At 50.2% G+C, this 26,096-nt stretch carries 22 protein-coding genes; 6 read left to right on the top strand and 16 right to left on the bottom strand.

The annotated features are described in order from the left end of the window. Positions 1-91 precede the first annotated feature (91 nt). Both A3849_RS17725 and A3849_RS17730 read right to left on the bottom strand, forming a co-directional pair. Entirely contained in the window at positions 92-2,446 is a 2,355-nt protein-coding gene (locus A3849_RS17725; RefSeq protein ID WP_074112616.1) for a YhgE/Pip family protein, read from the bottom strand. Between the two features lie 178 nt (positions 2,447-2,624). After that, positions 2,625-3,200: a TetR/AcrR family transcriptional regulator gene (locus tag A3849_RS17730; RefSeq protein WP_143191850.1), complete on the bottom strand. Its 576-nt coding sequence runs from the start codon at positions 3,198-3,200 to the stop codon at positions 2,625-2,627. A 262-nt stretch (positions 3,201-3,462) separates the two neighbouring features. Here A3849_RS17730 and A3849_RS17735 point away from each other — a divergent pair, with 262 nt between their 5' ends. Beyond that, the gene (locus A3849_RS17735) at positions 3,463-4,659 is read left to right on the top strand and encodes an MGDG synthase family glycosyltransferase (RefSeq protein ID WP_074112618.1); all 1,197 of its coding nucleotides are present in this window, start codon (positions 3,463-3,465) and stop codon (positions 4,657-4,659) included. A 138-nt stretch (positions 4,660-4,797) separates the two neighbouring features. Here the strand turns inward: A3849_RS17735 and A3849_RS17740 are convergent, their stop codons facing one another. After that, entirely contained in the window at positions 4,798-5,691 is an 894-nt protein-coding gene (locus A3849_RS17740) for a cell wall hydrolase (protein WP_074112619.1), read from the bottom strand. A gap of 83 nt (positions 5,692-5,774) precedes the next feature. Continuing rightward, positions 5,775-6,380 (bottom strand): RNA 2',3'-cyclic phosphodiesterase, encoded by a 606-nt coding sequence (gene thpR, locus A3849_RS17745; RefSeq protein WP_074112620.1) that lies wholly within the window; start codon positions 6,378-6,380, stop codon positions 5,775-5,777. Positions 6,381-6,470: 90 nt separating this feature from the next. Here thpR and A3849_RS17750 point away from each other — a divergent pair, with 90 nt between their 5' ends. Continuing rightward, positions 6,471-7,427, top strand: coding sequence for a D-2-hydroxyacid dehydrogenase (locus A3849_RS17750; RefSeq protein ID WP_074112621.1), 957 nt, complete (start codon positions 6,471-6,473; stop codon positions 7,425-7,427). Between the two features lie 111 nt (positions 7,428-7,538). On the opposite strand, the gene A3849_RS17755 is transcribed toward A3849_RS17750, so the two are convergent. The 3 genes from A3849_RS17755 to A3849_RS17765 form a co-directional block, all read right to left on the bottom strand. Further along, on the bottom strand, positions 7,539-9,329 hold the full coding sequence (locus A3849_RS17755) for a methyl-accepting chemotaxis protein (protein WP_074112622.1): 1,791 nt from the start codon (positions 9,327-9,329) through the stop codon (positions 7,539-7,541). Between the two features lie 261 nt (positions 9,330-9,590). Then, on the bottom strand, positions 9,591-13,802 hold the full coding sequence (locus A3849_RS17760) for a glycosyl hydrolase (RefSeq protein ID WP_074112623.1): 4,212 nt from the start codon (positions 13,800-13,802) through the stop codon (positions 9,591-9,593). A 424-nt stretch (positions 13,803-14,226) separates the two neighbouring features. Continuing rightward, positions 14,227-15,636 (bottom strand): deoxyguanosinetriphosphate triphosphohydrolase family protein, encoded by a 1,410-nt coding sequence (locus A3849_RS17765; RefSeq protein WP_074112624.1) that lies wholly within the window; start codon positions 15,634-15,636, stop codon positions 14,227-14,229. Between the two features lie 101 nt (positions 15,637-15,737). On the opposite strand from A3849_RS17765, the gene A3849_RS17770 reads away from it, so the two are divergent. Both A3849_RS17770 and A3849_RS17775 read left to right on the top strand, forming a co-directional pair. Beyond that, the gene (locus A3849_RS17770) at positions 15,738-16,601 is read left to right on the top strand and encodes a polysaccharide deacetylase family protein (protein WP_256700813.1); all 864 of its coding nucleotides are present in this window, start codon (positions 15,738-15,740) and stop codon (positions 16,599-16,601) included. A gap of 123 nt (positions 16,602-16,724) precedes the next feature. Further along, positions 16,725-17,720, top strand: a complete 996-nt coding sequence (locus A3849_RS17775; RefSeq protein WP_074112625.1) for a helix-turn-helix transcriptional regulator — start codon at positions 16,725-16,727, stop codon at positions 17,718-17,720. A gap of 21 nt (positions 17,721-17,741) precedes the next feature. Here A3849_RS17775 and A3849_RS17780 read toward each other — a convergent pair whose 3' ends face one another. The 9 genes from A3849_RS17780 to A3849_RS17820 form a co-directional block, all read right to left on the bottom strand. Beyond that, the gene (locus A3849_RS17780) at positions 17,742-18,140 is read right to left on the bottom strand and encodes a hypothetical protein (RefSeq protein ID WP_074112626.1); all 399 of its coding nucleotides are present in this window, start codon (positions 18,138-18,140) and stop codon (positions 17,742-17,744) included. A gap of 6 nt (positions 18,141-18,146) precedes the next feature. After that, positions 18,147-18,530 carry a PLDc N-terminal domain-containing protein gene (locus A3849_RS17785; RefSeq protein ID WP_074112627.1) on the bottom strand — a complete coding sequence of 128 codons (384 nt, stop codon included), beginning with the start codon at positions 18,528-18,530 and terminating at the stop codon, positions 18,147-18,149. A gap of 33 nt (positions 18,531-18,563) precedes the next feature. Further along, a complete protein-coding gene (locus A3849_RS17790; RefSeq protein WP_074112628.1) occupies positions 18,564-18,884 on the bottom strand; it encodes a hypothetical protein in 321 nt (106 codons plus the stop codon). Further along, the gene (locus tag A3849_RS17795) at positions 18,884-19,450 is read right to left on the bottom strand and encodes an RNA polymerase sigma factor (protein ID WP_074112629.1); all 567 of its coding nucleotides are present in this window, start codon (positions 19,448-19,450) and stop codon (positions 18,884-18,886) included. The genes A3849_RS17790 and A3849_RS17795 overlap by 1 nt, the downstream gene beginning before the upstream one ends. Positions 19,451-19,910: 460 nt before the next feature. Beyond that, positions 19,911-20,576, bottom strand: coding sequence for a molybdate ABC transporter permease subunit (gene modB, locus A3849_RS17800; RefSeq protein WP_074112630.1), 666 nt, complete (start codon positions 20,574-20,576; stop codon positions 19,911-19,913). Between the two features lie 54 nt (positions 20,577-20,630). Next, positions 20,631-21,410: a molybdate ABC transporter substrate-binding protein gene (gene modA / locus A3849_RS17805; RefSeq protein WP_083613566.1), complete on the bottom strand. Its 780-nt coding sequence runs from the start codon at positions 21,408-21,410 to the stop codon at positions 20,631-20,633. Positions 21,411-21,761: 351 nt separating this feature from the next. Next, complete coding sequence (locus A3849_RS17810) at positions 21,762-22,727, bottom strand: helix-turn-helix transcriptional regulator (RefSeq protein WP_074112632.1); 966 nt, start codon at positions 22,725-22,727, stop codon at positions 21,762-21,764. A 231-nt stretch (positions 22,728-22,958) separates the two neighbouring features. Beyond that, on the bottom strand, positions 22,959-23,642 hold the full coding sequence (locus tag A3849_RS17815) for a hypothetical protein (RefSeq protein WP_074112633.1): 684 nt from the start codon (positions 23,640-23,642) through the stop codon (positions 22,959-22,961). 182 nt (positions 23,643-23,824) lie between these two features. Further along, complete coding sequence (locus A3849_RS17820) at positions 23,825-24,517, bottom strand: M50 family metallopeptidase (RefSeq protein ID WP_074112634.1); 693 nt, start codon at positions 24,515-24,517, stop codon at positions 23,825-23,827. Between the two features lie 283 nt (positions 24,518-24,800). Between A3849_RS17820 and A3849_RS17825 the strand changes: the two genes are divergently transcribed. Both A3849_RS17825 and A3849_RS17830 read left to right on the top strand, forming a co-directional pair. Further along, the gene (locus A3849_RS17825; protein WP_074112635.1) at positions 24,801-25,289 is read left to right on the top strand and encodes a hypothetical protein; all 489 of its coding nucleotides are present in this window, start codon (positions 24,801-24,803) and stop codon (positions 25,287-25,289) included. A gap of 24 nt (positions 25,290-25,313) precedes the next feature. Next, positions 25,314-26,018, top strand: coding sequence for an AIM24 family protein (locus A3849_RS17830; protein WP_074112636.1), 705 nt, complete (start codon positions 25,314-25,316; stop codon positions 26,016-26,018). The last annotated feature ends 78 nt before the right edge of the window (positions 26,019-26,096 follow it).

The raw sequence follows: 26,096 nt of genomic DNA on the forward strand, positions 1-26,096 counted from the left end.
GAATATATAAATTATATATTTTAAGATACACACAAAGAACGCCCCGGAAGGAGCGTTCTTTGTGTGTTTACTCAATGAATTATTTTTAATCTTACAAGCTTAATGCTTGTTCTTTCTGCACTGCCATTTCACTATCACGGTCACGGGTCATGAAGTAGGTGAAGGTGCAAGCCAGGAATACTACTCCATAAATAGCCAGCATTCCGGCATCGCTCCACATGGTATCGAAGTTACCGGTTGAGATTACTGCCTTGAAGCCTCTTACGCTATAAGTCATAGGCAGCAGCGGGTTGAAGAACTTCATCCAATCCGGAATCAGCTCCAGCGGGAAGGTTCCAGCACTAGTTGTCAGTTGGAAGATCAAGACAACGATAACTACGAACCGGCCCGGCTGATCCATCCAGGTAACAATGGCTTGAATCATCCACATGAAGGCGATACTTGTAATGAAAGTAAAGGCATAGAACAACGGTACATTCTGCACTTCAAGTCCTAGTCCATAGAGAACAATAAGGATGGCCATCAGGGACTGGAACACGCTCATCATCGAGAAGGTAAGGGTGCGGCTGATGAAACGGTTGAACCGGCTGGCACCAATTACCTCGGAACCACGCATTGGAATAACAATGGTGCAGATGAGCGCGCCTACGAACAAACCAAGTGACAGGAAGTATGGTGCAAACCCTGTGCCATAGTTTTGTACTGTGGTAAACTCTTTCTCTTCAATCTCTACCGGCTGGGCGAACATCGATACAAGCGCATCGGTTTTCTTCACGGTACTGGTCTGTGAAGCGGCATCACCGAGCTTCACTGCCAGCTCACCGGAGCCGGCCTTCAGGTCATCCAGTCCGTCCTTAAGCTGTACGGCTCCATCACTCAGCTTCTTCGAGCCGTCTGCTACTGAGCTGAGGCCGCTGCTAAGCTGACCGGCTCCATTTAGCAGTTTAGCCGTTCCCGCTTCCAGCGCTTTGCCGCCGTCAGCAAGCTTCGCGCCGCCTGCTGCTGCTTCGTCCAGCTTCGCACCGAACTGCTTCATACCTGCGGCAAGCTTGGTGCCGCCAGTTTCAAGCGCTCCGGCTCCGGCCAGGAGCTGCTTCTGTCCGTCCAGCAGCTGCGTGCTGCCGGCATTCAGTTGCTGTGCCCCGTCATGCAGCTGGGTCACTCCGGCATCCAACTGCTGCGAACCGGCATGCAGTTGGTTCGCTCCCTGCACCAGCTGCTCCTGGCCGCTATGCAGCGCAGTTGCGCCATCAAGGAGCTGCTGCTGGCCCTGATCCAGCTGTGCAGTGCCTTGAGCAACTGCGGTGCTGGCTGCAAGCAGCTTCTGTACATCCGGGCTTGCCGCCAGCTGCGGATTGGATTTGGCCAGCTGTGACAGGCCATCTGCAACCGCTTTGGCTCCCGCGCTTACCTTCGCGCTGCCGTCCTTCGAAGCTTTAAGTCCTTCTTCCAGCTTCGCGCTGCCGTCTACGGAAGAAGTCAATCCCGCTTCCAGCTTCGCGCTTCCATCCACAACAGACTTTGTACCAGCTTGCAGCTTAGTGGTTCCGTCTACAGCCGATTTTGTACCAGCTTGCAATGCAGCTGCTCCGGCAGAGGTTTTTTGCAATCCGGCATTGAGCTGCTTGCTGCCGTCTGCTGTCTGTGCTACACCATCCTGGAGCTGTTTATGGGCTGCAGACAACTGCTGAAGTCCGCCTGCAAGCGTACTGCTACCGGTCTGCAGTGCAGCAGCTCCGGTATTCAGATCCGCCACACCCTTTGTAAGAGGCGCTGCCCCATCCAAGAGCTTACCGGTACCTTCGGTCAGCACCAGCAGGTTATCCTTCAGCTTGAGCGCACCATCGTCCAGCTTGGTTGCACCGTCGGCAATCTTGGTGGCGCCATCACCAGCTTCGCCAAGGCCGCTGGCGATATCTGTGATTTTATCAAAAACAGAGGTCGTATAAGCTTCCGTAATTTTAGCAGATACTTTAGTCTTGATATCTTTCACGGCTGTGCCGCCGATTTGACCTGCCAAGAAATTATAGCCTTCGTTGGGCTCGTAGATAATTTTGGCCTGCTTCGGACTATCATCCAGCAATGTAGTCGCATTCGCGGAGAAATCTTCCGGAACGACGATAGTCATATAGTAGGATTCATCTTTCATGCCGGCGTCCGCCTGCGCCCGGGTGACAAAGTTCCATTTGAACCCGTCCGTTTTCTTGAGCTCCTCTACCAGGTCATTCCCGGCAGTAAGCTTGGTTCCCTCATAGTCGGCACCTTTATCTTCATTGACAACAGCGACGGGCAGCTCATTCATTTTGCCGTAAGGGTCCCAGAATGCCTTCAGGAACAATCCGCTGTAAAGCACCGGAATGAACAGGACGACAAACATTGGGATCAGCACCTTGGGATTCTTGAGTACTGCGCCCAGGTCCTTGGCAAATACGGATAAAGATTTCATTCTGGTTCTCTCCTTCTGATCATATGCTCTCTTTAAAATGCTACTACTATCTAAAAAGGGTGAATCTCTTGAAAACTTGCAGTAACACCGGATGACTATTTTCCTCATTCGGTCAATCATGGACAAATAAAAACTCCTACCGGAGTGGTCTGAGACTATCCATTCTCATGTTACGAGGCTACTCTGCCAACCCTTCTGCCAAAAAGAGATGAAAATAGCTTTTGATCTGCTCCTTGGTTAAGGGTACATGCACCCTGTTCAGTTCGGCCGTAAGCACAATATACAGTCTGAACATTACCAGCGATACAATCTTGGGGTCACAGGGCTTCACTTCCCCTTGATCCATTGCATACTCTACTTCCCGCTGCAAATATTCGAGAACAACATTTTCAAGCTTGTCGAGACCTTCGTTGGCCTGGGGGGTGCCGAAATCACGGCTTTCCTGGGACAACTTGATAAACAGCTCATGTTCACTGCGAAATTCGAGCAGAGCATCGAGAACACGGTGCAGATTCTCAAAAAATGACCGTTCCCGTCTGATCTCCCTCTCGGCGATGACCTTCATATCCATCATCACTTCACGCAGTATCTCATCAAATAACTGTTCCTTGTTCGTAAAAAAGGTGTAGATGGTTCCTTTGCCGACATTTGCGATCTTCGCGACTTGATCCATTGTGGTCGCCTTGTAGCCGAATAATGAAAAAGACTTGGTTGCGGCCTGGAGCACCTGTTGCCTTCGATCTACCACAGCCACCTGCGCGCACTTCCTTTCTTCATGAAATAGGCCTGCCATACGATATGACTGTTTTACTATTTCGGTCAATCGGTCAATACCCACTTTATCACGTTGCTTCTTCGTTTGCAATACTTGGGTGTAATCTTTATTTTTTAATTTTTGCAGGGTTTTAACTTTCTATTTACGTCTTATTTGTATAATGTGAGAAAAGAAGTAATATCCCTAGTATAATAGAAGAGAATATTAATCCTACCTATGAAGGAAAGTAGCAGGTGAACTTATGCGAAAGAAAAGAGTACTGCTGTTTTCGGAAGGCTTCGGTACGGGCCATACAGGGGCAGCCTATGCTCTGGCCGAAGGAATAAAGCGTCTTAGCCCGGATGTACAGTGCCGGGTCATTGAGCTTGGTAAATTCCTCAACCCAACGGTCGCTCCCTGGATTCTTTCAGCTTACCGCAAAACAGTCAGCAGCCAGCCGAAGCTGGTCGGCATGATGTACAAAACCCAATATCATAAATCCCTGAACCGGTTGACCAAGCTGGCGCTCCACCGGATTTTTTATACACATGCCTCACAGGTCATTGAGCAGCTTAAGCCTGATCTGATTATTTGTACGCACCCCATTCCGGCTGCTGTGATTTCCCGCTTGAAACGGCAGGGACTGGATGTGCCGATGTATACACTGATTACGGATTATGATGCACATGGAAGCTGGGTTAATGAAGAAGCGAACCGGTACCTAGTGTCAACTTCACGGGTCAAGTCGATACTTACCGGCCGGGGGGTCTCCCCGGACAAGGTTACCGTCACAGGCATGCCTTTACACCCTAAATTCTGGGAGAGATCGAACAAAAAGCTGTTGCGGAAGGAACTGGGACTTGCTGATATCCCTACCGTACTGATTATGGGAGGCGGCTGGGGGCTCATGTTCGGAAAAGAAGTCATGAACTCGCTCACCGCCCGTACGAATGATATCCAACTGGTGTTTTGTATGGGCAGCAACGACAGACTTGTAGCCAAAATGAGAGCCAATCCGCTGCTGAACCATCCCAATGTAAAGATCCTGGGATACAGCAGCGAGATCAATAAGCTGATGGACGCCTCTGATCTGCTGATTACGAAGCCTGGAGGGATGACCTGTACGGAAGGCCAGGCCAAAGGCATTCCGATGCTTTTTTACAGCGCCATTCCCGGCCAGGAAGAAAAGAACTGCCAATACTTCGTGGAATTGGGCCTTGCCGAGGAACTCGATTCGGATGTGGTGGACAAATGGTTCTCACTGCTGTTGCGTGAATACGCCGGCCTGGAAGAGTTACGCAGACGGCGGCTCGCCCCGGATCGCCAGCAGCCGAGCCACTGCGCTGCCGCCGTGCTGAAGATGCTGGGCAAACCTGCAGCCGGAACATCTGCGGAGCTCCGGGGGGCACGGGTTGCTGCTCCTGCACGAAATGAAGAAGCTGTGTACGTCACGCCTTAAGCAAGAGGGCGCCGAATGGAAGAGGATAGGACTCAAGCAGAAACGGTACCGGCCATAGGCCCGGTACCGTTTCTGCTTGTAATGAAGCAAAGATGTCCCAATACCATTTTCAGGACTTCGGGACACCTGCTCTATCATTTATTTATAAAAAGTATGATTGCCGATTGTTTTGGCGTACTGCCTGGAATGATGCACCGTCAGATCCTGGGCAAGCTTAAGAGACAGGAAGAAATACGTATCGTCAGTCACTGCCTTGGTTCCGGAGAGTGCGGCGGTAACAGCCTTAATACTGTCCCCGTTGGGCTTCACGCGCTTAAGACGCCCGTTGGCCACAGGACTGAACTGGCTTTTCTGATAGATTACATCATGAATGGTGTCGGGAAAATTGGCTGACCGCAGCCTGTTCAGAACAACGTTGGCGACTGCCACTTTGCCCTGGTACGGTTCGCCTTCTGCTTCTGCCATGACGATCTTTTGCAGCAGTAGCAGGTCTTCTTCGGATACCGCGTAGCTCCAGGCCGCTTGACCTCGCTGCTCCTGGCTTAATAGCTTTGTCCGAGAGAAGAACAATTGAGTGGGGGGATGTTGCTGAATTGCCGTCTTTTGGGTAATTACGGTCTGGCTCCCCTTAGCCGCCGCCGTCTTGGCCACTTGCTGCACCACGGGCGGAGTTGACTTCACCACAGCTGCCTTTTGCCGGAGAATCCCAGTCCTTACTGCTGTACCTTTCGGCTTCAGTATATCCGGACTGATCCATTCCACGGTCTGCCTGATCCTCTGGGTATGGAACAGATTGGCGGCTGTGGTGTAGAGCATGGGTTTCGGGGTATTCCTTGTCCTCAGCAAGCTAGTTGAGGCTCCACTAGACAGGGTCAACGCCGAAGCTTGAACATTCGAGTTCAAATGATTCATTTGTACTGTATTTTTGCCCTTAGCGGCTCCTTCAGAACCAAGCAGGCTTATCGCAGAGAAACACACCAGAATAACGCCAACAAGCAGCGCAATACAGCGGTTTTGTTTAAAGATTACCATTTTTTACCTCCTAAATTTACGGCACATTCCTATTGTATGTAACCGAAAATGGAAGCTTTGAAAACTTTCTTATCGATTTTATATCAGAAAAACGGTAATTTTTCGATCATTTCATACATAGGAATGGCATGCATCCTGGTAGCATACACCAAAAAACCATCCACCGTCCAGTCCGCAATTCCTTTATTTTCCTCATTATTAGGCAGTTGGGCACGTAAATCAGAAAGCCTCTCGAGGCTGAACGGGAGGGTATCGCGGTATTTGCGGGCTAATGTAAGATGAGGTTTAAATCCCCTTGCTTCGGGTATGAAACCAAGAGGACGGGTAGCAGAAATCACATGTTTTTGGAGATCTGCCAGTTTCTCCAACTCTCCGGAAACGCCCGCCCAGAGCACTTTTGGCGCTTCCGGGCGCCCAAAAGCCCCCCATTCTGTGAGATGCAGTTGAAATGGCTTACAAGTGGAAGATACCTCCTTTAAGGCTTCAAGCAGATCAGGAATCGACGGTTTGGGTGTATCCCCGAGAAATTGCAGGGTAATGTGATAATCCTCAGAATGTGTCCATTTGGCAAAATTCAGCGTAGCAGACAAGGCGCTGCACTCTTTTGCCAAGCTTTTGCATAGTAGGGAGGGAAGATTTACCGCGATGAACAAGCGTTCCATTTCAGAGCCGGACAGCTTACGTTCCATTTCAATTTCACCTTTCAGGGTAGATTTGTTATCCTTATTCTATACAGAATCAGACAGCCCTATTATATAGTATAACTGGAGGGAACCATCTTGACGAAAACCATTGTTTGTTTGCACACTCTTTCACCACGGCAGCAAGAGTTAATCCGCGAAGCCGCTCCAGGTTATTCCCTTATGCTTGGAAACGGCAAAGATCCCGATCTTGCCATGCTTGCCGAAGCAGAAATTGTTATCGGCTGGGGGAAGGGAATTAGCGGCACGCTGCTGAAGCCCGAGTCTCCGCTGCGCTGGGTGCAGACTTGGTCGGCAGGGGTCGAGAAGCTTCCTCTTGAGGCTATGGAAGACAAAGGCATTTTCTTGACCAATGCCAGCGGTGTGCACGCGGAGCCGATTGCAGCGGTCATTTTCGGCTTCATGCTCCTCTTTACCCGGAACCTGCATACAGCGGTTCGCAATCAATTGAACCGCCGCTGGCATTCGGAAGGCAATGAGAGCGAACTAACCGGTAAAACGGCTGTTATCGCCGGAACCGGTGCTATCGGAAGTGAGACGGCAAGAATCGCAAAGGCCTTCCGGATGAAAACCGTGGGAGTAAGCCGCTCCGGCAAGCAGGTTGACAGCTTCGATGAAGTTTACACGACTAGTCAACTTCAAGATGCAGTAGGCCAAGGCGACTTCATAATCAACACACTTCCGCTTACCGAAGAGACGCAGCAACTATTCGATGCGGAGATCTTCTCAGCCTGCAAAGAAGGCTCTTATTACATCAATATTGGCCGGGGAGCCACAACCCATACAGAGGCGCTGATGGAGGCGCTGAACAGCGGACATTTGGCCGGTGCCGGCCTGGATGTTTTTGAGACAGAACCGCTTCCCCAGGAGCACCCGCTATGGGGGATGGAACAAGTCGTCATTACCCCGCATTGTGCCGGGGCCACAGACCGCTATGCGGACCGGCTGGTTGATATTTTTATAGAGAACATGAAATCCTATTTGCAATCAGGAACCCCTGCACGCAATCTGGTAGACTACAGCCGCCGGTATTAACGTAGTAAGCAAATAACGGGTGCTGTCCCTCCCAAGGACAACACCCGTTATTCATGTTCACGAGCAGGTTCCGCATCAGCACAACATCCGCTAACGCTCCGCGCTGCTCTGCTATACTTGAAACTGTGTTACTGATTCCTTCAGCTCTCCCAGCAGGGTTCTAAGCTGTTCTATCCCGGTCGCCACCTCATTAGTGGAGCTTACCTGCTCATGAGCTGATGCCGAAGTCTCTTCCACACTGGCCGCCGATTCCTGGGCCAGGGCTGAGATGTGCTGGCTGAATTCATTCATGGTTTCACTTGCCCCGGTCATCTGCTGGAGATCACGGCCCATCTCGTCAATGGTACGGGACATCACGTATACTGACTTGTTAATTTCGGCCAACGCTTCACCTGTTTCCATGATTTTGCGGCTGCCCTCTTCCGTCTTCTCCACACCACTGCGTAATTGCTGAACCATCTCCATGGAATTATGCTGGATGCCTTGCGTGATGCCGGTAATCTCCGAGACCGTCTGCTGCACATCCTCCGACAGCTTGCGCACCTCTTGTGCAACAACAGCGAAGCCTCGTCCGCTATCTCCGGCTCTAGCGGCCTCGATCGCCGCATTAATCGCCAGAAGATGCGTCTGTTCAGAAATACTGCGGATCGACCCCACCAGCCTGAATATGCCTTCGTTCTTGTGATTAAGCTCTTCTACCGCTTCCATGGACCGTGACACCACCTCGGCAATTTGGCCCATTTGTGCTACAGAGCTTTCCATCAATTCCTTACCCTTATCGCCCTTCATCCTAACCTGCTCGGAATGCTCCGACAGTTCTATGCCTTTGCCGGCAAAATTCTCAATCAGCCGGTTCATGTCTTCAACAGCTCTGGATGCATCCACAGCTGCTTCGGCCTGACTTCCAGCGGCCTTGGCCAACTCCTCCATGGTGAGGGCAATCTGGGTGCCCCCTTCCTTGGTTGTAGTTACGTTATTCACCAAGCCTTCACTTTGCTCTGTAATAATCTGCGCAACGCTTCTGATCCGGTTGACGATTTCCAGAAGAGTCCGGTTCGTGTCATTCACCGTTTTCGCCAAGAGGCCGATTTCATCCATATTCCCAATTAGGGTATCCTCCGCAGTCAAATCACCGCCGGATATACGCTGTAGATGGGTGGTCACCTTCTTTACCGGGTGAATCATCAACCGCCGGATGAGCATGTTGATACCCCCGATCACAATCAGTACCATCGCCAGCGTGACAAGACTCAGGGTCCAGGAGGTCTTGTAAATATCACCAGCCTGCTCTCCTTTATCCGCAGCTTCCTTTTGACTGGATTCCACAAGTTTCACGATATCAATCTGCATGGCGTTAAATGCGGCAATCCCTTTTTTCGAGACCTCCAGGGCAAGCTCCTCATCGCCTGAGCCGCTAAGCTTGATTGTCTGGTTGTTGATAGTCATATACTCATCCCACTTGTCCTGGAGGGCATTGAACTGCTGCAATTGACCTTCATTCTTGAGCCCAGCCTTGTAGCTTGTCATGGTTTCGGCCAACTTGCGTATATACGAATCACGTTCCTGTTCAAGCTTCGCCTTCTCTGTACCTCCGGTATCTAAAATATGCTGCATGCTGACAGACATAATATGTTCTGTGTAGTAATTGATATTATGGATCTGATTCAGCGCAGGAATCATCTCGTCGATGATCTGGTCCGTATTCTTCTGCATTCCTTTCATTTGAGACAGGGAGACTCCCCCTAAAACCAGAACCAGAATGGCTAAGACTACATATCCGGAGGCAATCTTAATCGAGATACTGCCTCTGACTTTTGTGACCCCCCGCTTAATGATCCCGCTATTCCACATTCCCGAGATCCCTTTCTTCCCAGGACTTTTCTGCCTAAGCCTCTTAACCATACCAGCGCCCCCTCAACCTTTGTGAAAACATAGCTTTAACTTGCAAATATTACTTTTCATTTTCATGAATAGGCAAAATGATAGACTATAGTCTTTATTTCGGCAGAATGAATTAAGAATTTTATACTATGTAAGGTTCGTGAATAGGGAATTAGACATGTCTGCGGGTAAACGGGGATCTGCTATGATCTCCTCTCAATTTAATGTGAATCGCCCCCGTGCGGCTGCACGAGGGCGATGTGCTGTTATGAAGTTTTTTTGCTACTCAAGAATCACTTCATTGACGTAGACACTAGCTGTACTGTCCGTAGAGAATATCTCCAAGCCCAGCGCGCGAACCATTGTCTTATCAATCTTGACTTCTCCGGTCCAGTCATATCCGTTCAGATCCAACGTAATCCATTGGTATTGATCCGTTAAGGTCACTTCATCCGTATTGGCCCATTCCCAGTTCGCCCCACTTTTCAGGAACATCTTGCCCTTGGCCGTTCCGGATGAAACCCGCACGTGAAGCTTCAAGGTGCTGCCGTTGCTCAGGTCCTTATCACCCACAAAGTTCAGATCAAAGACCTTCGAGGCCTCCGCCTCAAGCGGATAGTCAGCGCTCAGCACCCCTTTGCCTCCGTCAGTACCCGATATCAATTGGCTTGCTCCGATAGTGTTAGCACCAAATGCCCATCCTTGCACAGAGCCTTCGAAGTCAAACAGGGTTCCCAGAGGCAGACCGCCTCCGGCACTTCCGCCCGGCACATTTCCGGCATTCGGATCATTAACCGCCTTGATGTCGTCAAAGTACATCGAAGATGTCAGCTGTGTACCATCCGGTCTGGCATTAGTGTAGATGGAGAACTTTTGAACATCCTTCAGGTTGGTCTTGGTCAGCGTTCCTGTAGCGCCATTGGCCGGAACGAACTCACTAAACTTAGCAGTTACAAGTGCAGCCCCGTCAGTGGCCGTGTCCGGGTAGTACTCGTAAGTGCTGCCACCGGCATTGATCTGTATTACCAGTTTCTGCCCCTTGGCATCCGGCTTATACCAGAATTGAAGTGCATTGTAAGCGGACCAATCCACATTAAGCGCCTTGGTCACACCCGAATATCCGCTTGCGCCCAAGGTATAGGTATACTTCATGCCGTAACTGCCGCTATGCTTGTTCGCATCCAGCACCGTATCGGTCGTATCTCCACCCGCGTGCACAAATTTCGTATTCAGCGCTTCGTTACTGCCCAGATAGCCCTCGAAATCGTCAACCATTGCCGGATCAGCTCCGGTCTCCACATAGGTGTTGTACAATCCGATATTGTCGATATACAGCGGAATACTCCCGCTTGCCAGTCCACTGCCCACAATGGATACCGCAATATCATCGGCTGCCAGGAGCGCCGCCGCGTCAGTCAAATCAATAGTCGGTGTGAAATGCACATATTCCACGCCATCGATGGTTACCTTGGGCAGATCCGCAAAAGTGATCTGTGTCGTTCCGATCCCATATTTGCCATTCCAATCCGGAGGCAATTGCACGACCGCCTGCAGACTTGCATTCCCATTCACAGGTTGTGCGGACAATGGAACCCATGCATCCAGCTTGACGCGGGTCACATCCGATAGATACACACTGTCTATAACCGTTTTTGCAGTTTTAAGCTCCAGCTTCAGCTCCTGCCAAGTATCTGCAGGGTTCATCCCGCTTGCATTCACCTTCAGCACACCGCTGCCGTTGAACGAACCCGGCTGGGTGGAGTCTATTACCGCCTGATAACCGCCGTTGCTCTGAACACCGTCAATACCGTTGTCGAAGGTATAGACTCCAAGCAGAACTTCACTGATTTTGACATAAACCGTATTCGTCTGTTCCAATAATACAGTCCCGCCTTCACCGTATACCCTCACCGTGACCGTCGCCATCCTACCATTCAGCTTCGCGTCCGGGGACCAGTCTGCCACATAAAAACCTGTTACCGGGTCCAGTATGAGCGGCATCTCCGCAGCAGATTCACCAACGGAATATACTACTTTTGCCGGCGCCTCATTCAGTACGCGTACACGGATCCGGGTAGTCCCCTCTGTCACTGTCGCCTGATTTGCCGGAGAGGCAATGTGCATGAATGGCTGCTCCTTCGCAGCGGTAACTGCCTTCATATAAGCATCCTTAATCTCGCCGTTGAATAAGGTGTACGCATCGTTATAGAAGGCTCTAAAATCAGCCATCATCTGATGCTCTTCTCCGGAAGCGAGCGGATAAGGAACATAAGAGTTCTCGCTTGGGGTGAAATCAGCCCAGGTCAGCATATAGGCCATTCTCTTGGCATCCGGACTGGATTTCAACGCCGTACTGAGACGGGTATAGAAATCCGGAGTGGAGTTGCCTGCCACCTTCATGTTCTGATAGCCAAATTCAGTCAGCGCGGCAACCTTGTGCTTCTTATCGGCAATCTTCGAGAGCGTTGCGGCCTCTGTCGCCACACCGTCGAACCAGCTTTGCCCTTCCCCGTTGTAGTAGCTGTCGAAGCCCAGAATATCTACATAATCGTCACCAGGATAGGTTTCGAGATACTGCTCTTCATCCGTCCCAAAACCACCGCCCGGAGAGTATGCATACAAGAAGTTGTGCACATCCTTAATGTCCCGCAGGTATTCCACTGTGTACCGGTACAACTCTTTATATTGGTCCTCTGTTGTAAAAGCGCGTCCCCACCAGAACCAGCTGCCGCTCTGTTCATGGAACGGGCGGAAAATAACCGGAATGGGTTGGCCGTTGTCGTCCTTCAGACTGTTCGCAAAGGCCGCGATATGATCCAGAAAGGTGTTGAACTCGGCATGCTTGTCTCCGCCGGGCAGGATATGTGAAACGACCGAGCCCTTAAGGTCATAGAAATCGCCTCCGGTCACAAAGTTAGGCATATGTGAGCTGAGGGTAAGTACACCTCCCGATTCATAGGCCTTCTTCATTCTGGCAGCGAGGTTGCCGATACTGGCATACACATCCCCTGATACTCCCGGCTTCTCTTTGCCCTCCAGGCTGAGTGTATCCCAGCCGAACAGGGCCGGATGAACACCAACGGCATTTTTCACATCGGATTCCGTTCCGTCAACCTTCTTGATGGATTGGCCTTCATCGGTTACGTGCTGCTGCCCGAAAAGCGTACCTGTGCCTCTGATATCTTCCAGATACGCAAACAGTGACCGGGTAGCAGACGATGCATCTGCGTCCGCCAAATCCACGATACGCGGGGACGGTTCCGTTCCCCCGTTACCGCTGCTTGGTGCCGGTGTAACCACCGGGCTGCTTGGTACCGGTGTCACAGATGGATTGCCGGGCGAAGCTGTGGCAACCGACTGGCTTGGAGCCGGAGTACTGCCCGCCGCGGTCCAAGCCGTAGCCACTCCGCCCTTAACACTATAGATTCCGGCCGCCAGAGGCTGGCCGTTCAGGACAACAGATACTGCGCGGACGTCAAGCTTACTGACAGTCCCCTTGCCTGCGAGAGAAGTGCCTGCAGCACCGCTGCCGATTACAAGCTCGGAAATTACCGCATTCTCGGCCACCTCAATAATAGAAGCGCTTTCAATTCCCATCCGGCTTACAGTTGTAGCGTCTTCGTCTGCGATACGCACTTTACCTTCCGGCCGGTTGACATTCACTGCAGCCAGCTTGGAATGATTGAAATGAATAGAGTTCTCTCCGCCTCCGGCAGTGTACACGGTACCTGACACGGTTACATTCTCCAAGGCGGCTTCACCGCTGCCGATGCCGGGCGCCAGATATAAATTGCCCGAAATCACACTGTCTTTGAGCACAGCACCTGTGTGGTTAATCAGGACATTACCCTGGATAGCACCGCCGGTAACCGTTCCAGCCGTGTTAATGTAACGGCTGACCAGTCTGTCAACGATACTCACCAGCTCAGCCCGGGTAATGGGAATGTCCGGACGGAAGCTGCCGTCAGGATATCCGCTAAGCGTTCCGTTCAGCGCCTGAACGGCTTCCCTGGCATAGCCGCTGATAGTGCTACTGTCCGTGAAAGCGGCAGATGCCGCGCCAACGTTTGGCTTTAACGAGAACACTGCTGCAAAAAGAGCGGCGGCATCCTGGCGGGTGACTTTTGTATCCGCTTTCGCTTTGTTGTCCGGGAAACCTTTATAATAACCGGCCTGTCTGGCGATAGACAGATCCTTGGCATACCAGGCTCCTGCCGGCACATCTGCAAAGGCGTTCTCCGCCGCAGCGCTGAATCCGAAGAGCTTGTTCACCATGCTGGCCAGCTCAGCCCGGGTCACCTGGTTATCCGGCCGGAATGATCCGTCAGGGTAACCCTGAACCACACCGTTTCCCTGCCACTTTGCAATACTGTCCTTGGCCCAGTGCGTCCCCGTATTCTCATCCGCCTTGCCGCTTGCAAGCGCAGGAGCCGCCATCGAAATCAGCATGATGGAGGTGAGGAGCAGTGTGAACCCTTTTTTGAATCTCTTCATCCATTTGTCCTCCTTTTGTGTAAGGGTTTTCATTTTACAAAAAAACATAATAACTACATTGGCAATATTAGCACTATAACCATAAATAAACAATAACAAAAATATATTATTCTCTAAAATTTCCACCATCAATCCAGGTCAATGAACCTAAGTTCCGGATGGAATTCAGGAAAAAACCCATGTATAACAAGGATATATTAGTAATCCCCCTCTTTCAAATCAGAGGTGCCCAACTGAACAACTCCTGCCTGAGATAATAACAAAATTATAACAAAATAGAGCAAGGCAACACCAGAATTCAAAAACAAAGACCAGAAAAGAAAATAAAAGACCAGAAAAAAGCCGCCCCCTTACAGGAACGGCTTACATTTTATTTAGGAAGGTTCACCCTCCAGATCAGCAGCTTCTGTTGATTAGCTTCCTCCTAGTCCAGATCATAAATCGATCCGACCTTTAATCCATACAGTTCATTGTATATTTTCTCGGCAAAAGCATCCGTCATTCCGGCGATATAATCGATCACCATATGCTCCCAGGTCCAGATGGGTTTAGCCTGACGCTGATCCTTCTCAAAACGCTGCAGCCAATCGCTGGGAATAATCGCCCGTGAGGCTTCCGGGTCCAGAAATGCCTCCCATAAGCGCCGCAGGATCCACTCGCTGCGTTTTTGCAGCCGCTGCACACGCAGATCACGAATCATCGTGACCCAGGCGAAGCTTTTCAGTACACTGACGGTCCGCAGCATGTCCTCATCCTCTTGGCCATCTTTAATGAAGGTAACCTTCTTCCAGTCCCCGTCCTCAATGACACCAAGGCTGGCTACAAAGGTGCTGACCCAATAAGCCTTGACCTCACGCCGGGTGCGGGAATAATCATTCTCACAGGTAGGCATCTTCTCCATCCATACCCGCAGGAACGAGCTCAGTACCTCTTCAACCTTGATGTGTATGTCGGCATCCTTCCACCCCGTCCAGAAGGCATCCTCCAAAGTGGTGATTTTCTCTACGATCAGCTTCTGGATATACGAATCATGCATGAAGTGCTCATGCACCTCGATTTTACCGGCTTTAATGCCATCCTCCAGATCATGCGCAGAGTACGCGATGTCATCACAAAGGTCCATCAGCTGGGCTTCGAGTGTCTTCTTTCCTTCCGGGATTCCCCATTGGCTGCGGATGTCCGAGATATAATTCCATTCGTGCAGATACATGCCCTTCTTCAAGACTGTACCGGGAAAAGGGTATTTATTGATCCCCAGCAGCACCGCATCCGAGAGATTCAGCCCGTCGATATTTTCGCGTTTCTCCAGGAACATAATCAGCCGGAAATTATGGGCATTGCCTTCAAAATGCTCATATTGCCGTCTCATGTTCTCACGGATCGTCTGCTGCTGCACCGGACCTGCGCCGGATTTGCGAACCGCCTCCGCTGTCTTCTTTGCCACAAGCTGCTCCAGTATGCTGTCGAGGACCTCTTCTCCCTTGTGGCCGAACGGCGGGTGACCGAAGTCATGGGCGATCGCTGCACATTCCACCACTTCCGGATCGATGACCAGCCCGGGATTCTCTGCTTGTCCGGTCTCCACCTCCGGGTAGGAGCGCAGCAGGCTTTTGGCCGCCTCACGGGCAATCTGCGCCACCTCCAGCGAATGCGTCAAACGCGTCCGGTAATAGTCTCCTGTGCCGGCACCGAATACCTGTGACTTGCCTTGCAGCCGGCGGAAGGTCGGCGAATGGATCAGACGTGAATAATCACGTTCATATGCGGCTCTCGAGGTTTCCAGGCGGGTAATCTCCGGATATTGCCGGTGCTCTCTTTTTTCAATTAGTGTCATATCCGCTGCCCCCATCCATGATCTGTATTTAGTATTTCATTATAGTCATTTTACCCGGAACTTTCACTCCTAAATAGAAATAAGCGGGCACTCGGGCAGGAATGAATATTTCATATCCGTCCATGAGCATCCTAGAGCAGAGCGATGCAAATAATCTGTACCGGGTACAGAGTGGAATGGACCTGAAGCCAATGAAATCCATCTGGAGAACCACTGCCGCTGCCCTTGCAGCAGTAACACTAGTCTTTGGCATGACCAACCCTGCACAAGGCAAGCCCCTTGTCAAAAACCGTGACTATTACGAGCAGAGAGGCGACATGATCTGGGAAGTGCATACCAGCCAAAAAGTAATCGCCCTCACCTTCGACGATGGTCCCGATCCCTCCGAGACGGATCTGATTCTGGAAGTACTTCGTCAGTACAACGCCAAATGCACCTTCTTCGCTATCGGTAAACGAATCGCAGCCTACCCCGATGTCGCCCGAAGGGTGATCACAGACGGACATGAATTGGCCAACCACACCTATAACCATATCTATTTCAAAAAGCCGGTCTCCGGGCAACAGATTCAAGAGGAGCTTGCGCTGACCGAGAAGGAGATTGTGAAGGTATCCGGCAGGCACAGCAGCCTGTTCAGGCCGCCGGGCGGCATGTACGACGAGACTCTGGTCGACATCTCTAACAGCATGGGCCTTACGCCGGTGCTCTGGTCTTGGCATCAGGATACACGTGACTGGAACCGCCCGGGTGTGTACAGCATCGCCAGCCGCGTGATCCGCAATGCGCACAGCGGCGACATCGTGCTGCTGCATGACCATGTTCATGGACAATCGCAAACCCTGGAGGCACTGAAAATTATTCTGCCCGAGCTGCAGAAGCAAGGCTTCCGCTTTGTCACCGTTTCCGAAATGATTGGACTGTCCGATTTCCAGCAGGTCAAGCAACGCAGACAACTGGCATTTTAGCCTCCTCTAAGTCTCCAGCCTCCCAGGTGAATGAATTGCGCAGGAACTTAAAATAAGGTAGTCTTGAGCTAATATAGCTGTATTCAGAGAACTGCCGCAGTTCATCCTTAGGAGGCTTTATCCATGTCCGAAAATACTTCCTACACAACCGAGGAGATCGCCCGGTTGTTGAAGATATCCAAACTCAAGGTCTATGATCTGATCAAAAAAGGTGAACTGCCCTCCTACCGGGTCGGCAAGCAGATGCGCGTGGATCTTTCCGATCTGGAGGCATACAAACAGAACTCGCGCAGCGGTGCTTCCGGAAGCCTGACGCCAGCCACAGGGCTGGCCGAAGCCCCGGCATCCATGCCTAAGACCGCCCTGCCGCTGCAGTTTAACCAGACGCAGGGACACTCCGGCAAAGCCGCCGGCGTGAATGTGGTGATTACCGGGCAGGATATGTCACTGGACATCTTGGCTACTCATCTGGAGCGCAGCGAGTCTTCCGCCCGTCCTCTGCGGTCGTATGCCGGGAGTCTGGACAGCCTGATTGCGATGTATCATGGGGAATCCGACATTGTCAGCACCCATCTGCTGGACGGAGATACAGGGGAGTACAATCTGCCTTATATCCGCAGACTGCTGGTCGGCTTTTCTTATATTGTCGTACATATGCTAACCCGGAGTGCAGGCTTCTATGTGCAAAAGGGCAATCCGAAAGGCATCCGTACCTGGTCCGATCTGCAGCAGGGCGGAATTAAGCTGATCAACCGGGAACGCGGTGCAGGAGCACGGGTTCTGCTGGACGAGCAGCTCCGCCTCCACGGCATCTCTTCCTCCGGCATCAGCGGGTATGGCAACGAGGAGAACAGCCATTTTGCCATTGCCGGCAGAGTCGCCAGGGGAGAAGCCGATGTGGGCATCGGCACAGAAAAAGCCGCCAAGATTATTGACGGCATTGATTTCATCCCGCTCATCCAGGAGCGGTACGATCTGGTGATGCTCAAGACACCGGAGCACGAGGCACTGATCGGAACTGTTATTGATATTTTACGTTCAACCGCCTTTAAGAACGAGCTCAGCTCCATTCATGGCTATGACCTTAGCGAGACCGGCAATGTTATTTACGAAACTTGATACGCTTCTATCGCCGCCAGCTTACTTGGAATCCTTCTTTTCCTTTTTGTAGCTGAACTTATAGCTCCCTTTCGTTCCGGTTCCTACGATCTCCAGCTTGTAGGTGCCGGTTTGTTGTATCTGCAGCTCTTCCTCCCCCTCTTTATTCGCCTCCAGTTCTTTGAACAATTTATGGTCAGGATCATACAGCTTCATGGTCAGTTCACCTTTTTCCACCTTGGACACATAGTTTATACGAATCGTATCCCCTTCCTTAAGCTTCAGATTATGCTTATCAGTACCGGACAGCAGCCGGTAAGAAGCTTTGATTTGATGAGGCGTACTGGAACCTGCATACATCAGCCTTTTCTCGCATCCCGTAACCATAAACAAAGAAACCACCAGAACCAGCAAAAGCAGTCCCTGCCATCGTTTGTTCATTTGAATTCACTCCCCCTTATGTATAATATGTCCGCAGTGCGGGCAGTATTGCGCGGGCAGATCGCCTGCACTCTGCACCTTCTGCCGCTTCCGGGCAAAAAAATACAACACAACCCCCATGAAATTAGGAATATAAAAAACAGCAGTCATCCACAACCACGTGTTCATTTTTTTGCGCGATGAATCCTTGTATATGAACACACCCAGAGCCACGTATAAACCCATAAACAGCAGAATGGCCAGTGCGGTTATCGTCACCCAGACCGGGTCCTCATTCCACATTTCGGACATATAGGGAAGTATCCAGTACCCGGAATAGCCCAACATAATAACTATAATAGTGGTGATGCTCCAGAATAGCAGCATTCCCATATAGTTGCGTTTTTTCATTTTCTCTTCCTCCTTTCACCTGATCCGCAAAAATCAGGTTTGTGCAATTCCCGCATCTCTGCCGGACAGATACAGCAGCAGAACCACTGAGGCAACTGCCGGCACTGCACCAAAGGAGAGCAAGAGCGTCAGCTTCCAGAGCAGCGGAATGGGACCGCTCAGCAGACACCCCCACAACAGGAGCAGAGACAGCACAAACAGCACCACCAGAACAACAACCCCCTTGCCCTTCCCTTCTTCCCTGTAGATGCGCTGCAAGGCCGCCGTCTTCAGGCCCGCTGGTGCTGGAATCTGAGCGCTATAATAGCCGCGAAGCAGTTCTTCTTGCTTAGCTTCCTGTTCTGTTTCTTTCATCAATACTCCCCCCTCCACGGCTCTACAGCCTTCTGCAACAGCTTCTTGCTCTGATTCAATCTGGACTTTACAGTCCCTGTGGGAATGCCCAGCATTTCACCGATCTCCTCGTAGCTGAATTCCTCATAATAGAAAAGAATCAAAGGACCCAGATACCGTTTTGGCAGCTTGCGGAGCCCCTTCTCCAAATAGGCATTCCGTTCTTTCCGCAGCAGCTGCTCCTCTGTCAGCGGTGCCCCGTCCCGAAGTTCAACCCATGGAACACGACAGGAATCCTCACCGGTAAGCCGCCCATAGATTTTTTTCCATTTCCGGTAGCTATCCCGGTGCAAATTCAAGGTCACCTGGAACAGCCACGCTTTAAACGACCGCTCCAGATCGTAACGGTCCAGCTTGCGGATAACCCGCACCCAGACCTCCTGAAACAAATCCTCCGCATCCAGAGCATTCAGGGTAAGGTGGCGGCAGAACCGGTACAAGTCATCCTGGTATCTTTCCACTAAAGATTCGAGCATTTCCCGCCTGCCCGTCCGGTATCCTTCGATGAGCTGCTTATCAGTGATCATGTTCCTCTGCCCGCCCTTTCATACCCTATTACGAAGGTACCATGATCTTTGTTCGAAATTTCACAAAATCCGTCAGCTGAACCCCTTTTATATAAGTTGAACTTTAGATTTTTATATTAAGGTCTGGTCGTAACTGCAGGGAATGTTTGGACTTCCGGCCGCCGCCCATCTGCAGATTTCTTGATTCATACCGCTGCTTGCGGTGGAAATCCGCTGACTGATTATGCTTCCGATGCGAGCTATCCTACGGAAAGCTTTCAGGCGATCGCTATCGCTCCTACAGTTCCAGACTTCCCCTCCGCACTCCTACCTTTTTATGTTTTTTTAAGTTCAACATATATAGCCCGCTGCACACAAGGCCTCATTCCTAAAATAATACAGCAAAAAGCAGGTCTGTAGGCACTGCTCTGCCCAAAGACCTGCTCACTATGCTGAATCAAAGAATCCATATTGCCTCATTCTATCCGGAACGGCGGTTGACGAACATCAGCATGAGCGCGGAAATGACAATAATCGAACATACCCACATCCAGGCCAGCGTCATATTGCCGCCATCGACAGCCACGTAAATGGCAGTAGGCACAGTCTGCGTCCGGCCGGGAATATTGCCAGCCACCATAATGGTCGCTCCGAATTCACCTAGCCCGCGGGCGAACCCAAGCACATATCCGGCTGCCAGCGAGCGGCCGGCGAGCGGAAGCGTCACATATGTAAGCACCTGAAGCTCACTGGCTCCCTGCGCACGTGCAGCGTCCTCCAGATCCTTTTCCACACCCTCAAAGCCCGCCTTCACTGTACGGTATACGAGGGGAAAAGCAACGACAACCGCAGCAATGACCGCCGCGCCCCAAGTGAATAGAATGGTGTGCTCCGTAAACTGCTCGTATAGCTTCCCGATCCAGCTCCTCCGGCCCAAAATCACCAGCAATACAAATCCGACCACGGTTGGCGGCAGCACCAGCGGAAGCAGCAGCACCGTTTCAAGCAGACTGTAGCCAGGAAATCTCCGTCCCGCCATCCCCTTGGCAGCCAGTGTCGCCAGCAGGAACACAATGATACTGGTTATGATTGAGATCTTAATCGAAAGCCAGACCGGGGCGAAAAAATCAGTCCAATTGATCTCCATCGCTCTTCACCCCGTGTATATGTTAAATAAGTTGAAATTTTAGATTTCCATAGGTTAATCAGCAAGCTTAAAGCCGTAGCTGGTGAAGACATCGCTTGCCGCCTTGGTCTGAACGTAGCTGTAAAAGGCTTTGGCCTCCGCCTGATGCTTCGATTCCTTCACAAGGCCTACCGGATAATTAATCGGCTTGTGCACATGGGCGCCTACAGTAAGAGCAATCTTCACTTTGTTCGAAGTAAGTGCATCCGTCTTGTAGACGAATCCGGCATCAGCGTTTCCCGTTTCCACATAAGAGAGCACCTGGCGCACGTCCTTGGCAAATACCAGCTTGCTTTGCAGCGTATCCCATACGTTCTTGGCTGTCAATGACTGCTGTGCATATTGTCCCGCCGGAACCGATTCGGGTTGTCCTACAGCCACTTTTTTGAAGCTTTTATCCGTAAGTTGAGTAATCGTTGTAATGGAAGTCCTGGAATCAGAAGGAACAACCAGCACCAGCTGATTCTTCAAAAGCTCCGTATTGTCAGAAACAAGTCCGCCATCGACGAGAGCTTTCATCTGCTTATCCCCTGCTGAGAAGAACAGATCGGCTGGAGCGCCTTGCTCTATCTGTTTCTGCAGTGTACCGGAAGCACCGTAGTTGAAGACCAGATCAATATCAGGATGCTGTTTCTCATAGAGTACAGCGATCTTGTCGAGACTGTCCTGCAGGCTCGCTGCGGCAGAGATAATAATTTCAGTTTTTTTCGCCGCTTCAACCTGCTTCTCAGGTACCGCCGACAAAGCCACTGCCAGCAGCACAGCCATTACAACCACTCCAAGTTTCTTGAACATTTCCATTCCTCCCATGTATGTATCTTGTATATTTAGATGCTATTTTAGCATATCCTTTTTGCTTTATCTATACGTTTGATTATGTTTGTATATATTTAGATATGTATAGTTTACGAGTAATTAGTGCTTCTTAACCAACACAAAAAAAGACCTATAGGCGTAACGAACGCCTAAAGGACTTCATGGAAGGGCACTAATTCACGGATAGTTCCTGCCAGATCACCCGATATTGAACAAAGGTCAAATGAGAGGAAAATGAATCAACACTTTACTCACTATAGAATTCTACTGTAGACCAGAGAAATTTATGCATATAACTAAGTTAATTAATTCCTATTAAAATATATATTACTATTTATATAGTGATAGCCATTTTTCCAATTGATTTCTCAGCAATTCCCGATAATAGAGAGGCTCTACGATCTCCGCCTCTTCTTCAAATTTTAAGATCCAGCGGACAAAACCAATGTCCTGTTCCACCGCCACTTTAAAATGCACACACCTGCTCTGACGGTCAACCTTGCTTGGCCTCACGAACATATCCTCATTTTTGATCCGGTCCATCATCCGTTCCGAAAACCTGATCTTGAACTCTACCTGCAGACTGTCCTGGTCCAGAGACCATTTCTCCTCCATAAAAGCCTGCAGATCAAATTGCTCTTTGGAAAACCAATGATTCGTTGGCTTTACAGTAGAGAACCCACCCAGATGAAACGTCCGGATTATCCCGAATCGATGACAAAAACCGATTAAATGATAACGATTCTCCAAGGGAACAAGGCAGTACGGGTCAATTCGGATGCCTCTTTCTTCATAGGAATTGTAACTATAGTCGGCTAGAATACTGCTTTGCTTCATAATGGCGGCCAATATTTCAGTCAAAAAGGGGGGCTGCTCATCCTGGTACCCGCCTCTTTCCATCCAGAGCCGTCCTGCTTCTTTCTTGGCAGTTTCCATGGTTTCTTCCCTTTCCGCCTTCTGCTTATAGGCTGCGGCCATTACTTTCTCGTAGGCGCTCTCAAAGCTGGGAGGCAGCATAGGTTTGATATCATCCAAAATGCCTCGCAGTTGTGAAAATGCGGCCGATTCTTCTTCCGACCAATCCAGAGGATATAAAGCAAAATTACCTATAAAAGCATATCCTTTCCCATGTCCCAAATGGGTTATAGGGATGTGCATAGCACTCAGCGCATCCATATCCCTGTATATCGTTCTCTCGCTGTTACCGCAGCGTTCCGCTAGTTCACGGGCCAAAATTCCAGGTTTGGCTTGTACTAGCGTAATGATGCGCATTAGCCGGATCAATCGGTCTGTCATTTTCAGTTCCCCTTGAGTTCATGGTAAAATAGACCCATTATTTTAAGTAAATTAGTTATATGTATCTATAACCAGTGATCTTATAACCGAAATTAATAAATATAATAGAACTATTTTACTATATTACCACATATAAAAATCATATTAGCTGTCAACAAATCCAAGCAAACTTCTATGATGGATGGATCTTATGTATGTATTGGCAGGATTGCTCATATACCGTAGAACTCTCTATCTTGTTGCGGTCTTCCCCCATACATTAACCTCAGCGTCAAGCTGTTTATACACGGTTTCCGCTTCCTTTACAAGTTGCATATCTCCTGATCTGGCCGCCAGGAGCAACAGGTCATCCGCTTGCCTCCGTAGATGCTCGAAATCCTTCTGTACAGAGCCTTTTGTCCGATGCACCACTGCTTCTTCCAGAAGTTTTTCTGTCTTCAGCAGTTCCAAATGCTTCTCTACATGGAAGCAGCATTTTTCAGACAATACATCCGTATGATGCGAATACTCCAAGCTGAGTTTTTTCAAAGGCAGCTCACGGATCCGCTCTACCGGAGGCTGCTTGTATTGCCACTGCAGCCAGAGAGCTTCATGTATTCCCGCCGGTTTAGCGCCCATTGAAAACTCTAATGCAATAAATTTACGTGCCTTGGATTGTATTTTCCCAAGCCTTAGCAGGATGGAACGTCCTTCTCCGGCTTCTGCGGTGCAGCCATGACATGTAGTGAAGGTCACATGCGCCTCCAGCCAGATCCTGAGTTCAATCTCACGGGCTACCACCTTCCGGCTTTGCCTACGGGATTCTTCCTTCCCTGAAATCCCCTTCCACTCTATGAGCAGAATGACATTTTGGGTTCCGCCGGCAAAAATCCGTTCCTGGCTCCACGTAAATATGGGCTGAATACTTGCTTGCATATTTCCACCTCTTTCTTTTTTTGGGTCTTCTATTAATGTACCAATATTGGCGGACAACTCCTTGTCATGGAATATATGTTCGGTCCTATAATATCGACAAAAAAAGAGCCACTCTGCCTGTAAAGTAGAGTGCCTCTTTGCGAAAGCTCATTCATTTGTCTAAAGATGGCGGAAGATTGCCATTATTTTAGTAGTTTGTTCGAATTGCGTCTGTCCCGTTCCCCCTCGAAAAAGAACCCCAGTGCCCATTTCGCGCACAGCAGTGAGAATACAAAGAACAGGAGCGCCCAGACAACGGCAGGCAGAGGTGTAAGTCTTGCCAGATTGGTCGCATCCCCTGCTCGGCCTGGTGTAATTGCCGCAGTCGTGACCAGAAACAGTGTACCCGTGACGGATTCCTCCAGGGTTAGAAAAGCCAGAAATAAATAATAATATTTGCCGGCCTTTGGCCAGACCAACAGCATCATGAGATTTAACACGATGAATCCGCTTAGCCACAGCATTCCAAAGCCGCCCCGTACATACAGGACAAGCATGATCAGGGCCACGCCGGACGCTATGATCAGCCCCCATGGATAGCGCCCCCTAGTATATAAATAGAATAGCAGGAGTGAGAATACCGACGCCAGCAGGTAACCCGCAAGTGATACCAGAATCGCTCTACCACCCGCTTCTATTGCCGAATAGGTTACTCCGCTGTGATCCGCGTACAGTTCAATCCGCAGCACACTGCCCGAGAGCATCAGCGTCACCAGCGCATGGCCAAATTCATGGAACATGGTATCCAGATTACGAAACAGCGAGGAGAACGGTATCCACCGGGTTAGTAGTGCAGAACCTGCAAGAAACAGCAGGGTTTTGAGCCATTTGTTCATAGCATTCAGCCCCTTTCCGTTCACAGTATACGTTAATTTATACGGAAGCGGTAGACTGCGGATACACCTTTGCCCCCTATATGCAGGAATGTACCTTTTCAGCATGAAACAGAAACCATCAGGAGGCTTATGCGGTATTACTGATAGGTGGTTATCATTCAGGTGAAATAATCCCCTAAACCGCCAAATCCAGCCCATCTTCGGCACCCTATACCGCGCGAATGTTGTCCTGCTATGCTAAAATAAAGAAGAAAGACTAGCCTAATACAGGTGGTGAATTATAATGAAGCAAAAGGTAAAACGTACTTATGCCAAATTGTTGTCTTCAGCACTGCTGCTCCTGGGACTGTCAGTCATCTTTCCCGCTCCTGCGGCAAAAGCTAATTATATCAATGATATATATAATGGATTGCAGAGTTTCTCGGAGCTTCCCGGTGAGGTTAACAAGCTGCAGGAGAGTTATCAGCAAACGGCTGAGGAGCTTCAGCAGACGAAGGACGAGCTTGGGCAGACTAAAGACCAATTGGGCCAGACCCTGCAGCAGATGGCAGACTACCAAACCCAGAACGCCGCTCTGCAGGAACAGAACCGTAAGCTTAGCGAAGTGGTCAATGAACTGAAAGATGATCGTACGGCCAGGGAAAAATACTACAACCGGATCAAAAATACCATTTTCACCGGAATTGCACTTGTACTCGGTTACTTCCTGATGATCCGGCTGCTGCGGCTGGGTATGCGACACCGGTCCAGGAAAAGTGACCGCCTGGGTTAAAGAGTACATGAGGGAGTGTAACGTATGAACATCGATATCCAAGATGAAGGTGATAGCGGCAGCGGACAAGCCGTGGCCTTCACTGTTGAAGAGAACGAGGAGATTCATGTGCTGCATCCGCAGCAGATTATCGCATATCAAGGCCCTTCTTCAGGCCGTGCGGACCGGCTGATGGATGTCAAGGGAATGTACCGCAAACGCAAACTGATCCGCTCGGATATGACCGGCCCCTGCCGCTTTGTCGCCGCTTTACCTCCAGGCTACCGCGTCAAGACCTTCCAGCTGGACGGAAAAAGCGATTTGCTCTATGATTTCAGGCATTTGTTCTTCTACAGCAAAGGAATCACCATGCAGACAAGGGTGCTAAGCATGAAGAACATGTTGGTGACACGCGACATTATCAAGGTCAAGTTCTCCGGACCGGGGAGCATCGGGATTCTGACCGAGGGAACGGTATGTGAAGCCGAGCTGCATCCCTTTGATCCTATATATGTGGACGCCGGCAGTATCATCGCTTATCCCGAGAATGCCAAGCTTGAACTGACAGTCTACGGCAATCACTTAGCCAGCCAGCATATGAGCTATCACTGGAAAATGACCGGCCACGGGCCGGTCATGTTTCAGGCTGGACGCCAGAGCCGCCGCTTCGAGCGTGACCATAATGAAGACGGCATTATCAAGCGGTTTCTGCGTGAAGCCATCCCTTTCGGCGGAGTCTTCATTAAGTAGCTCAGATGGGATTACCCGTACACCTGCAAAAGAGCGCCTGCGAATTATATCGCGAGGCGCTCTTTGTACATACGGCTA

This window comes from Paenibacillus sp. P46E (genome assembly GCF_001909095.1).
In the GTDB taxonomy this organism is placed as follows: domain Bacteria; phylum Bacillota; class Bacilli; order Paenibacillales; family Paenibacillaceae; genus Paenibacillus_AQ; species Paenibacillus_AQ helianthi.

Bases quoted from the DNA above. Each gene is read 5' to 3' on its own strand.
- A3849_RS17725 (WP_074112616.1), bottom strand. From the start codon at position 2,446: ATGAAATCTTTATCCGTATTTGCCAAGGACCTGGGCGCAGTACTCAAG.
- A3849_RS17735 (WP_074112618.1), top strand. From the start codon at position 3,463: ATGCGAAAGAAAAGAGTACTGCTGTTTTCGGAAGGCTTCGGTACGGGC.
- A3849_RS17740 (WP_074112619.1), bottom strand. From the start codon at position 5,691: ATGGTAATCTTTAAACAAAACCGCTGTATTGCGCTGCTTGTTGGCGTT.
- thpR (WP_074112620.1), bottom strand. From the start codon at position 6,380: ATGGAACGTAAGCTGTCCGGCTCTGAAATGGAACGCTTGTTCATCGCG.
- A3849_RS17755 (WP_074112622.1), bottom strand. From the start codon at position 9,329: ATGGTTAAGAGGCTTAGGCAGAAAAGTCCTGGGAAGAAAGGGATCTCG.
- A3849_RS17760 (WP_074112623.1), bottom strand. From the start codon at position 13,802: ATGAAGAGATTCAAAAAAGGGTTCACACTGCTCCTCACCTCCATCATG.
- A3849_RS17765 (WP_074112624.1), bottom strand. From the start codon at position 15,636: ATGACACTAATTGAAAAAAGAGAGCACCGGCAATATCCGGAGATTACC.
- A3849_RS17770 (WP_256700813.1), top strand. From the start codon at position 15,738: ATGAATATTTCATATCCGTCCATGAGCATCCTAGAGCAGAGCGATGCA.
- A3849_RS17775 (WP_074112625.1), top strand. From the start codon at position 16,725: ATGTCCGAAAATACTTCCTACACAACCGAGGAGATCGCCCGGTTGTTG.
- A3849_RS17780 (WP_074112626.1), bottom strand. From the start codon at position 18,140: ATGAACAAACGATGGCAGGGACTGCTTTTGCTGGTTCTGGTGGTTTCT.
- A3849_RS17785 (WP_074112627.1), bottom strand. From the start codon at position 18,530: ATGAAAAAACGCAACTATATGGGAATGCTGCTATTCTGGAGCATCACC.
- A3849_RS17790 (WP_074112628.1), bottom strand. From the start codon at position 18,884: ATGAAAGAAACAGAACAGGAAGCTAAGCAAGAAGAACTGCTTCGCGGC.
- A3849_RS17795 (WP_074112629.1), bottom strand. From the start codon at position 19,450: ATGATCACTGATAAGCAGCTCATCGAAGGATACCGGACGGGCAGGCGG.
- modB (WP_074112630.1), bottom strand. From the start codon at position 20,576: ATGGAGATCAATTGGACTGATTTTTTCGCCCCGGTCTGGCTTTCGATT.
- modA (WP_083613566.1), bottom strand. From the start codon at position 21,410: ATGTTCAAGAAACTTGGAGTGGTTGTAATGGCTGTGCTGCTGGCAGTG.
- A3849_RS17810 (WP_074112632.1), bottom strand. From the start codon at position 22,727: ATGACAGACCGATTGATCCGGCTAATGCGCATCATTACGCTAGTACAA.
- A3849_RS17815 (WP_074112633.1), bottom strand. From the start codon at position 23,642: ATGCAAGCAAGTATTCAGCCCATATTTACGTGGAGCCAGGAACGGATT.
- A3849_RS17820 (WP_074112634.1), bottom strand. From the start codon at position 24,517: ATGAACAAATGGCTCAAAACCCTGCTGTTTCTTGCAGGTTCTGCACTA.
- A3849_RS17825 (WP_074112635.1), top strand. From the start codon at position 24,801: ATGAAGCAAAAGGTAAAACGTACTTATGCCAAATTGTTGTCTTCAGCA.
- A3849_RS17830 (WP_074112636.1), top strand. From the start codon at position 25,314: ATGAACATCGATATCCAAGATGAAGGTGATAGCGGCAGCGGACAAGCC.